This window comes from Sporosarcina sp. Y352, assembly GCF_056786535.1.
The window spans coordinates 71,539-81,767 of the sequence record NZ_JBXCJE010000014.1 but is presented as its reverse complement, the minus strand read 5'-3'; the positions used below and the strand labels follow the sequence as shown (position 1 = coordinate 81,767).

The 10,229-nt window shown below is 42.9% G+C and carries 10 protein-coding genes, 1 rRNA gene and 1 riboswitch; all 11 genes read left to right on the top strand.

All coding sequences use genetic code 11. The features are described 5' to 3' along the window. Positions 1-97, top strand: a 5S ribosomal RNA gene (rrf, locus tag AC1TO6_RS18210); the annotation flags it as partial. Positions 98-1,023: 926 nt separating this feature from the next. Next, on the top strand, positions 1,024-1,545 hold the full coding sequence (locus tag AC1TO6_RS18205) for a DUF2179 domain-containing protein (protein WP_482103048.1): 522 nt from the start codon (positions 1,024-1,026) through the stop codon (positions 1,543-1,545). Beyond that, on the top strand, positions 1,542-1,733 hold the full coding sequence (locus AC1TO6_RS18200; RefSeq protein ID WP_482103046.1) for an NETI motif-containing protein: 192 nt from the start codon (positions 1,542-1,544) through the stop codon (positions 1,731-1,733). The genes AC1TO6_RS18205 and AC1TO6_RS18200 overlap by 4 nt, the downstream gene beginning before the upstream one ends. A gap of 87 nt (positions 1,734-1,820) precedes the next feature. Further along, positions 1,821-1,920, top strand: a riboswitch (purine riboswitch). A 365-nt stretch (positions 1,921-2,285) separates the two neighbouring features. After that, positions 2,286-2,774 carry a 5-(carboxyamino)imidazole ribonucleotide mutase gene (gene purE / locus AC1TO6_RS18195; protein WP_482103045.1) on the top strand — a complete coding sequence of 163 codons (489 nt, stop codon included), beginning with the start codon at positions 2,286-2,288 and terminating at the stop codon, positions 2,772-2,774. Further along, positions 2,771-3,889, top strand: a complete 1,119-nt coding sequence (gene purK / locus AC1TO6_RS18190; RefSeq protein ID WP_482103044.1) for a 5-(carboxyamino)imidazole ribonucleotide synthase — start codon at positions 2,771-2,773, stop codon at positions 3,887-3,889. The genes purE and purK overlap by 4 nt, the downstream gene beginning before the upstream one ends. 143 nt (positions 3,890-4,032) lie before the next feature. Next, positions 4,033-4,287 (top strand): phosphoribosylformylglycinamidine synthase subunit PurS, encoded by a 255-nt coding sequence (purS, locus tag AC1TO6_RS18185; RefSeq protein WP_482103043.1) that lies wholly within the window; start codon positions 4,033-4,035, stop codon positions 4,285-4,287. Further along, positions 4,284-4,970 carry a phosphoribosylformylglycinamidine synthase subunit PurQ gene (gene purQ, locus AC1TO6_RS18180; protein WP_482103042.1) on the top strand — a complete coding sequence of 229 codons (687 nt, stop codon included), beginning with the start codon at positions 4,284-4,286 and terminating at the stop codon, positions 4,968-4,970. The genes purS and purQ overlap by 4 nt, the downstream gene beginning before the upstream one ends. Further along, positions 4,954-7,188, top strand: coding sequence for a phosphoribosylformylglycinamidine synthase subunit PurL (purL, locus tag AC1TO6_RS18175; protein WP_482103041.1), 2,235 nt, complete (start codon positions 4,954-4,956; stop codon positions 7,186-7,188). The genes purQ and purL overlap by 17 nt, the downstream gene beginning before the upstream one ends. Next, a complete protein-coding gene (purF, locus tag AC1TO6_RS18170) occupies positions 7,164-8,588 on the top strand; it encodes an amidophosphoribosyltransferase (RefSeq protein WP_482103040.1) in 1,425 nt (474 codons plus the stop codon). Before purL ends, purF begins: the two co-directional genes overlap by 25 nt. Positions 8,589-8,601: 13 nt before the next feature. Beyond that, the gene (purM, locus tag AC1TO6_RS18165) at positions 8,602-9,660 is read left to right on the top strand and encodes a phosphoribosylformylglycinamidine cyclo-ligase (protein WP_482103039.1); all 1,059 of its coding nucleotides are present in this window, start codon (positions 8,602-8,604) and stop codon (positions 9,658-9,660) included. Then, the gene (gene purN, locus AC1TO6_RS18160; protein WP_482103038.1) at positions 9,657-10,229 is read left to right on the top strand and encodes a phosphoribosylglycinamide formyltransferase; all 573 of its coding nucleotides are present in this window, start codon (positions 9,657-9,659) and stop codon (positions 10,227-10,229) included. Before purM ends, purN begins: the two co-directional genes overlap by 4 nt.

The window sequence follows — 10,229 nt, the reverse complement described above, 5'->3', positions numbered from 1 at the left end:
AGGTCACACCCGTTCCCATACCGAACACGGAAGTTAAGCTCTTCAGCGCCGATGGTAGTTGGGGGTTTCCCCCTGTGAGAGTAGGACGTCGCCAGGCCCAAGGTCGTTGCCAATAGGTAATGGCTTTTTTCTTTGGTTATTTTTAGCTTCTTGCCTTATTGTTGGCTACTGTAAAACGTATGTTTTTAAATCCTGAGAATGAATCTAATTTTAAAAGACGACATTTCGTTCAATTTCGAATGAAATGTCGTCTTTTTCTATATCTAACTCTAGATAATTTTTCCGTTCTGTACAATTTCAACCGTTATTTAAATAAGTAAATCCAATAAGCTAACGTCTTTAAGGCATGGCTTACGGAATTTTGAGGAATGGTTTGGTGTGTTTACTATCGAGAGAGTTGTTGATTCGGAGTGTGGATTGAAGATCGCTTGGCGCTCTGGGGATGCCTCTGGCCCTAAGCCTGGATTAGCGCTTCGCATCCAGTCTTACGGCTTCGGCTACCCCGTTGCCGCGCCTTCGCTAGGGTGTTCATAATTGAGAGAGTTGTGATTTTCAGATGTATGGACTGAGATTATAATGTGATTCCTATTTGATACAAATTTTATTCAAGAAAGATGCATTACAGATTGCAGGTCTAATCCCTGATAACGAAATGTGCTTTCTTACACGGACTATCCAGCGCAGGCGCGTCTTCGTGGTAGCCGGAGCGATAAGACTGAAAGTGGTCTTCTTTCTGGCTTATCGCGGGAGGCATCCACAAAGCGTCGAAGCGATATTGGTAGGATTTTCAGTTCGTTCCATATAATAGGAAATTAGTTAATCGCATTATCGCTCGGTTTATATACACTTTTTCCAGAAATTTCAGCCGATATGCTACACCTCTATTTAAACTCTATCGGAATATCATCGGCACTTGTAATTCAAACACTCGAAGATATATGGACCTATTCTTAATGTCTTGAAATCGGAGTCTATCAACGATAGGATGAAGTTACGCAAAAGAAAGGGATGGTTATTTTGCAAATGGTGCTCATTATCTTTGCCATCAATATCGTGTACGTAACATTTTTCACGGTACGCATGATTATGACTTTAAAAGGGTATAGGTATATCGCTGCGGTAGTGAGTATGGTGGAAGTTGTCGTTTATGTTATCGGTCTTGGTTTGGTACTGGATAATTTAGATGAAATTCAGAATTTAATTGCATATGCAATCGGTTATGGTTGTGGTGTAATTATAGGTACGAAAATTGAAGAGAAAATGGCGCTGGGTTATATTACGGTGAACGTAATCACCTCAAAGGAAAATTTGAAATTACCGAGTATATTAAGAGAAAAAGGATACGGAGTTACAGATTGGTCAGCAAATGGCCTAGATGGTGATCGAACATCCATGCAGATTCTAACTCCGCGTAAATATGAATTGAAGCTATACGTTACAATAAAAGAAATAGACCCAAAAGCTTTTATTATTGCCTATGAAGCGAAAACCATACATGGCGGGTTCTGGGTTAAGAGCGTAAGGAAAGGAAAGTTATTTAAGTGAGTAAAAATAAGACGATGTGGTATGAAGTTAAAACGGATGAGACGATTGCAGAGTGCTTGAAGAGAATGACTGATGACGGGTATACAGTTGCTGCTCGAAAGGAAGAGCCGCTGTTTGAAGAGGTAAATGGTGAATTTATACCTATCAGGCAGGTTATCAAATTCAAAGGGATACGAACAGAAGAATAAAACAGCTAAAAGACGAACGATTTAAAAGTATAATATATTATTGTTCGTCTTTTATCGTTGACGAATGCGCTAGAACTTGCTAAAATACAAGTAGTAAATACGAATCCCCATATATGCTGTGGAATTGGCCACAGTGTTTCTACCAGGACACCGTAATGTCCGGACTATGCGGGAAAGCGACTTTCAAGAATGTTAGCGAAAGGTGTGTGGGTACCAATGGGTGCATTCATCTTAACGCATATTTCAACGTCCTCGAATGGCCGGCTTTTCATGCATTTGAAAAGCAGTCTATTCGAGGTTTTTTAATTACTTGAGAAATTGGGGAAACTCGTATTGTTGGCAACATCAAACATGGATTATTTGTGATTGAACTCCAACACATTTGTATTTGGAATTTAACAGTTATCTAAAAAAAATAGTGGATTGGACTATATGGTCGTATCATACGCCGATCCTGATTTGTAACAAAGAACTTCACTTCGTGCGCTTATCTTGCGCCTGCTACATCAAAGACGGCGCATTGCGCTTTTCCAATAAAGGAGCGGATTAAATTTGGAACCGAAAATCGGTGTTATTATGGGAAGTAAAAGTGATTGGGAAACGATGAAGCATACGTGTGATATTTTGGACGAACTTGAAGTCCCGTATGAGAAGAAAGTTGTCTCCGCGCATCGTACTCCTGATTTTATGTTTGAATATGCTGAACGAGCGCAAGATAAGGGTCTGGAAGTTATTATCGCAGGAGCAGGCGGCGCGGCACATTTGCCGGGGATGGTTGCAGCAAAAACATTACTTCCTGTTATCGGTATTCCTGTTCAATCAAAAGCGCTAAATGGGATGGATTCTCTGCTATCGATTGTCCAGATGCCAGGCGGTGTTCCGGTTGCTACTATGGCGATTGGGAAAGCGGGTGCTGTAAATGCAGGTTTGCTTGCGGCACAGATGCTAGGAGTGCATGATTTAGCTTTAAAGAAACGTATCGAAGAACGCCGCGACAACATGCGTGATGCGGCATTAGAAAGCAGTGGTGACTTACTTTGAAAACAATTTTACCTGGACAAACGATAGGGATTATTGGCGGCGGTCAGCTTGGCAGAATGATGGGACTTGCAGCAAAAGAAGCGGGTTTCAAGATTGCTGTGTTGGATCCAGTTATGGATTCCCCCTGTGGACAGATTGCTGATATCCGTATCGTTGCGCCTTACAATGATGAAGCGGCGCTTGAAGAACTTGGTGAAGTGAGCGATGTCATCACATATGAATTCGAAAATATTGATTACGAAGGACTCAAACGACTTTCTGAAATTGCACATGTACCTCAGGGAGCTGAACTTGTCCGGATTACGCAGAACCGAATAATCGAAAAATCTGAAATCACTGCATCAGGTGTACCTGTTGCGAAATATGTTACAGCACAGACATTCGAAGAACTAACGATGAAAATTGGTGACATTGGTTTCCCATGTATCGTCAAAACAGCATTCGGCGGTTATGACGGTAAAGGCCAAGTGAAAATTGATAAAGAACAAGAACTTCACTTGGCTGAGTCACTCTTTACGCATTCGGCATGTATAGCGGAAGCATTTGTCCCGTTCACAAAAGAAATATCCGCTATCATTCAGCGCAATGCAGAAGGACAGTCCTATTGTCTTCCAATTGCTGAAAATATTCATAAACACCATATATTGCATGAATCAATCGTGCCAGCTAGAGTACTCGAAAGCGTTTTGGTACGAGCTGAAGAAGCAGCAACAAGAATTGCAGATCATCTCAACTTAGTCGGAACACTAGCCGTCGAAATGTTCGTTTTAGAAAACGGCGAAATTGTTATAAATGAATTGGCACCACGTCCACATAACTCCGGACATTATTCCATTGAGGCATGTAATATTTCACAGTTTCATCAGCACATCAGAGCTGTTTGTGGGTGGCCTCTACGCAAACCAATTTTGTGGGCACCTTCAATTATGGTGAATGTACTTGGTGAACATGTCGCGCCACTAACAAAAGTGGTTAAAGAGCATCCTGATTGGTCCATCCATTTATACGGTAAGGCAGAGGCAAAGGAAAAGCGTAAAATGGGGCATGTTACTATCATGACCAACAGCATTGAAGAAACGCTGGAAGAGATTGAAGCTACAAGCATCTGGTCATAATTCGAGGATGGTATTGATGATATATCCATCCGGTTACGAGAGTGGTCTAGTCAAAACAGATGCAACTTGCTGGAGCCATAGATTTTGAAAAAAGTCCATTTCCAGGAACAAATTAAACTAATTTTATTTGGGAGGAAAAAAACATGACTAAAGTAAACGTATACGTAACACTCCGTGAAAGTGTTGTTGATCCACAGGGAATCACAACGAAAGATGCACTTCAAACATTGGGCTTTAAAGAAGTCGAAAGCGTACGTATTGGCAGATTAATCGAGCTAGAAGTAGACGGGTCAGCTACAGATATCGATGCACGTGTCAAAGAAATGTGCGAAAAGCTTTTAGTCAACGAGGTCATTGAAGATTACCGGTACGAAATTGGGGAGGTCGCGGTCAAATGAAGTTCGCTATTCTTGTTTTCCCAGGATCGGGCTGTGACATCGACATGCACCACGCGGTAAATAATGTTTTAGGCTATAAAGTAGAGTATGTCTGGCATACAGAAGCGATTCTTGATGGATTTGACGCAGTACTCATTCCGAGCGGAGCATCATATGGAGATTATCTGCGACCGGGTGCATTAGCACAAAGTTCACCTGCAATTGCTAGTTTGAAGGCATTTGCTGCAACAGGGAAACCTGTGCTTGGCGTGGGTAACGGATTCCAAATTCTTGCCGAGGCAGGCCTTTTACCAGGAGCTTTCTTGCGCAATAAAGGATTGAAGTTCAGATCAGGTAAGACGAAATTGACTGTCGGAAATGTAGATTCTCTATTTACAGCAGGCTATGAAAAAGGGCAAGAAATTACAATTCCATTTGCTCATGAATATGGCAACTACTATGTTGACGAAAAGACAGTAGAAGATTTGAACAATAATAACCGAATCGTATTTACATATGCGGACGGGAATGCAGATGGCAGCACAGCAGATATCGCAGGCGTATTGAACGAAACGGGCAATGTACTCGGCATGATGCCACTTCCTGAACGTGCAGTAGAGGAAATCATCGGAGGAACAGACGGATTGCTTCTATTTAATTCAATCTTGAAAAGGTGGAGTGAAAATAATGTCAGCCAAGCATGAACCGAACGCACAACAAATTAAAGATGGAAAATTATATTTACAAATGGGAATGTCTGACGCAGAATTTGAACGTGCAGAAGAGATGTTAGGACGCCTTCCAAACTATACGGAAACAGGCCTTTTCTCGGCACTATGGTCTGAACATTGTTCATATAAAAGCTCAAAACCGGTACTTCGTAAATTCCCGACTGAAGGTGCGCGTGTTCTTCAAGGGCCAGGCGAGGGTGCTGGAATTGTTGATATCGGTGATAACCAGGCAGTTGTGTTCAAAATGGAATCACATAACTCTCCATCTGCCATCGAACCATTTATCGGTGCGGCAACAGGTGCCGGCGGGGTTCTACGTGATGTATTCTCAATGGGCGCACGCCCAGTAGCACTCGTCAACTCCTTACGTATTGGGGAATTATCGAATGCACGTGATCGTTATTTATTCGAAGAAGCTGTAGCAGGTATGGCAAGTTACGGTAATGCAATTGGAATTCCTACAATTGCTGGTGAAGTGCAGTTTGACAATTGTTATTCAAAACGTCCTTTAGTTAATGCAATGGCTGTTGGCCTATTGAACCATGAAGATATTCAAAAAGGTGTCGCTGCAGGCGTTGGCAATACAGTTATGTATGTAGGTGCAACAACGGGGCGCGATGGCATACATGGTGCAACGATGTCTTCAGTGGAAGTAGCTGTTGAAGAAGAAGAAGCGGAACTACCGGTTATGCAGGCGGGAAATCCTTTCCTAGAGAAACTTCTAATGGAAGCATGCTTGGAGCTTGTGAAATCGGATGCACTTATTGGTATTCAAGATATGGGTGCTGCCGGGTTAACATCTTCTGCTGCTGAAATGGCATCTAAAGCAGGATATGGCGTGGAACTGAACTTAGATTTAGTACCGCAGCGTGAAGAGGGAATGACAGCATACGAAATGATGCTCTCGGAATCACAGGAGCGGATGCTTGTTGTTGTGAAAAAAGGCCGTGAACAAGAAGTGACCGACCTATGCGCGAAATATGAGATTGAAGCAGTTTCGATAGGTGAAGTAACAGACGATAAAATGCTACGTCTTTTCCATAAAGGTGAAGTGGTTGCGGAAATTTTAGCGGATACTTTAGCAGAAGATGCACCTGTTTACCATAAGAAATCTGAGGAACCAGCTTACTTTAGAGAATTTCAAGCTATGGAAATGACAGAGCCTGTAGTGAATAATGTGCATGAAACGTTAATGGATTTGCTACAACGTCCGACGATTGCATCGAAAGAATGGGTTTATAACCAATTTGATACGCAAGCACGTTCAAATACAATCGTTGCACCAGGCTCTTCCGCGGGTGTCATTCGTGTAAGTGGAACGAATAAAGGACTCGCAATGACGTCTGATTGTAACTCTCGGTTTGTGTACCTAGATCCGGAAACGGGTGGTAAAATCGCAGTCGCGGAAGCAGCACGTAACATAATTTGTTCAGGTGCAGAGCCGATTGCAATAACAGATTGCCTAAACTTTGGTAGTGCAGACAAGCCAGAAGTATTTTGGCAACTTGAGAAATCTGCAGAAGGAATCTCAGAAGCATGTCGCAAGCTGAATGCGCCTGTAATTAGTGGTAACGTTTCTTTATCAAATGAAGTGAACGGCGTTCCAATCTATCCAACACCTACGATTGGTATGGTTGGTATTATTCACGATTTAACACATGTAACAACTACTGAATTCAAACGCGCAGGCGATGTTATCTATGTTATCGGCGAAGCAGCACTTGATTTTGGTGGCAGTGAATTGCAACAAATGACGGAAGGTAAGATTTTCGGCCAAGTACCGTCAATTGAACTTGATGTTGAAGCGGCACGCCAGAAAGAACTTCTTACAGCAATCCAAGCAGGGCTTGTACAATCTGCAACGGATTTGTCAGAAGGCGGTTTCGCGGTAGCGCTTTGTGAGAAAGCTTTTGGAGCAGAAGGCCTTGGAGCTGGCGTTACAGTTTCAGGATCAGCAGTAACAGCTTTATTCAGTGAAACACAATCACGCTTCTTGGTTTCCGTTAAAGAAGAAAATGCAGTAGCTTTTGAAGAAGCTGTAAAAGATGCGATTAAAATTGGTGCAGTAACGGATAACAACCGCATCATTATCAATGGTAGCGATGGAAGTACGTTAATCGATGGTATGGTTGATGAATTACGATCCACTTGGAGAGGGGCTATTCAATGCTTGCTGAACTCAGAGGCTTAAATGAAGAGTGCGGCGTGTTTGGTATATGGGGACATGAAGAAGCCGCGCAGATGAGTTATTATGGTCTGCACGCACTGCAACACCGAGGGCAAGAAGGAGCCGGAATTGTAACAAAAGAAGGCAAAAAGCTTCGAGTCTTAAAAGGCGAAGGTCTTGTCAATGAAGTATTTGCTGGCGATAAAATAAATGATTTAAAAGGGAATTCTGCGATTGCACAAGTCCGTTATTCATCGGAAGATGGTCGCGGAGCTGAGAACGTCCAGCCGCTAGTTTTCCGTTCAACGACGGGAAGTCTTTCTATCGCACATAACGGTAATATTGTAAATGCGGTTGAACTGCGTGAACATCTTGAGCGCCAAGGCAGCATTTTCCAAACAAATTCAGATACAGAAGTACTGGCTCATTTAATCAAGAAAAGCGCAGGAGCTTTAACCCAGCGCGACCGTGTGAAAAAGGCGCTGTCTATGTTAAAAGGTGCATTTGCATTTGTCATTTTAACAGATGACGGGTTAATGATTGCACAGGATCCAAATGGGCTCCGTCCACTTTCTCTTGGGAAAGTGGGGGATGCATGGGTTGTTGCATCAGAAACATGTGCGTTCGATATTATTGGTGCGGAATGGATTCGCTCCGTAGAGCCGGGAGAACTAATCATGATTAATGATAGTGGTCTTCAGTCTGAACGTTTTGCACCAGCTGCAGATTCTGCCATGTGCTCGATGGAATATGTTTATTTTGCACGTCCTGATTCGGATATAGACGGTATAAATATTCACTCGGCACGAAAACGTTGTGGTAAACGACTTGCACGCGAAGTACATATCGAAGCGGACGTCGTCACAGGTGTCCCTGATTCAAGTATTTCAGCGGCTATTGGATTTTCTGAAGAAAGTGGAATTCCCTATGAACTGGGACTCATTAAAAACCGGTATGTAGGACGGACGTTCATCCAGCCATCACAGGAGTTACGTGAAAAGGGCGTGAAGATGAAACTTTCTCCAGTTCGTCAAGTTGTGAACGGTAAAAGGGTTGTTATGGTGGATGATTCAATTGTTCGCGGTACAACGTCGAAAAGGATTGTCAATCTGTTGAAAGAAGCGGGTGCGACGGAAGTTCACGTTGTGATTGCATCACCACCGCTTGTCAGCCCGTGTTTTTATGGCGTTGATATAAGTACAGATTCAGAATTGATTGCGACGAATAGGTCAATTGATGAAATCCGTGAAATCATAGGTGCAGATTCACTGACGTTTCTATCTCCTGAAGGAATGCTTGAAGCAATTGGCCGGCCGGATAATACAAAAAACTGCGGACAATGCCTTGCTTGTTTCACTGGAGAGTATCCGACTGAAATCTATTCAGACACTGTAATGCCACACGAAAAAGAAAATGTAAGATAGGAGTGAATTTCACATGTCAAAAGCGTATGAAAATGCAGGGGTAAATATCGAGGCTGGCTACGAGTCAGTTGAACGGATGAAATCACATGTTGCTCGTACTGCTCGTAAGGGCGTAACGGGAACTTTCGGCGGTTTTGGTGGCATGTTCGATCTTTCTGCACTCGAATATAAAGAGCCAGTTCTTATTTCTGGTACTGATGGTGTTGGAACAAAGTTGAAACTAGCGTTCATGGCTGATAAGCATGACACGATTGGTATTGACTGTGTCGCTATGTGTGTAAATGATATTGTGGCGCAAGGTGCGGAACCTCTATACTTCCTTGACTATATTGCGCTTGGAAAAGCTGTACCCGAAAAAGTTGAAGCAATTGTTAAAGGAATCGCAGATGGCTGTGTTCAATCAGGAGCGGCTTTGATAGGCGGAGAAACGGCAGAAATGCCAGGTCTATATGAAATCGACGAGTATGATCTAGCTGGTTTTGCTGTTGGTGCTTGTGAAAAGAGTAAAGTGGTTACTGGGGAAAAAGTTGTAGCTGGCGACGTTCTTGTCGGAATTGCTTCAAGCGGTATTCATTCGAACGGCTATTCACTTGTCCGTAAAATCGTAATTGAAGATCAAGGCTATGAAATTGATGGTATTATTGCTGGATATGAAGAGCTTGGAACAGTTGGCAACGCACTTCTTGAACCAACAAAAATTTACGCAAAGCCCGTTCTTCAAATGCATAATGAACTTGATGTTCACTCAATGGGTCATATTACAGGCGGTGGCTTCTATGAAAACCTACCGCGTATGCTAGTTGAAGGATTCGGAGCAGAAATCGACTTAGGTTCATGGCCAGTACTTCCCGTTTTCAACATGCTAAAAGAAAAAGGCGAACTACAAGATAAAGATCTATACAGCGTATTCAATATGGGTATCGGATTTGTGATTGCACTTCCTGAAGAACAAGCGAATGCTGCCCTGAAAATTGCAGCCGAGCACGGGGAAGAAGCGTTCATTATCGGACGTGTTATTGAAGGTGAAGGCGTCACGTTTATAGGAACACATGACGGAAGTCTTGCCAAATGAATTCAAAAATAAAGATTGCCGTTTTCGCATCTGGAAGCGGTAGTAATTTTGCAGTTATTGAAGAAGCATGCCGTAAAGGTGAGTTGAACGCTGAAATTGTACTTATGGTTACCAACAAGCCGGAAGCGTTTGTTGTTGAACGTGCTGAAAAAGGTAGTATTCCAGTCGCAGCATTTCGACCGAAAGATTTCGAAACGAAAGATGCTTACGAAGAAGCAATCTTACATGCACTTCAAGAATCGGGGGCAGAGTGGCTTATCCTTGCGGGGTATATGCGTCTTGTGGGTCCAGTACTATTGACGGCTTATCCATCACGCATCGTTAATATTCATCCGTCACTGCTCCCCTCGTTTCCAGGGAAAGATGCAATTGGGCAAGCCATTGCACATGGTGTGAAAGTAACAGGTGTCACAGTTCACCTTGTCGACGAGGGAATGGATACGGGACGAATTCTCGCACAGTGTGCTGTCGATGTCGTCGATGGCGATGCTGTCAAAACGACTGAAGCGATTCACGCTGTTGAACACAATTTATACAAAGATACATTAAACGAACTTTTTAGCCATTAA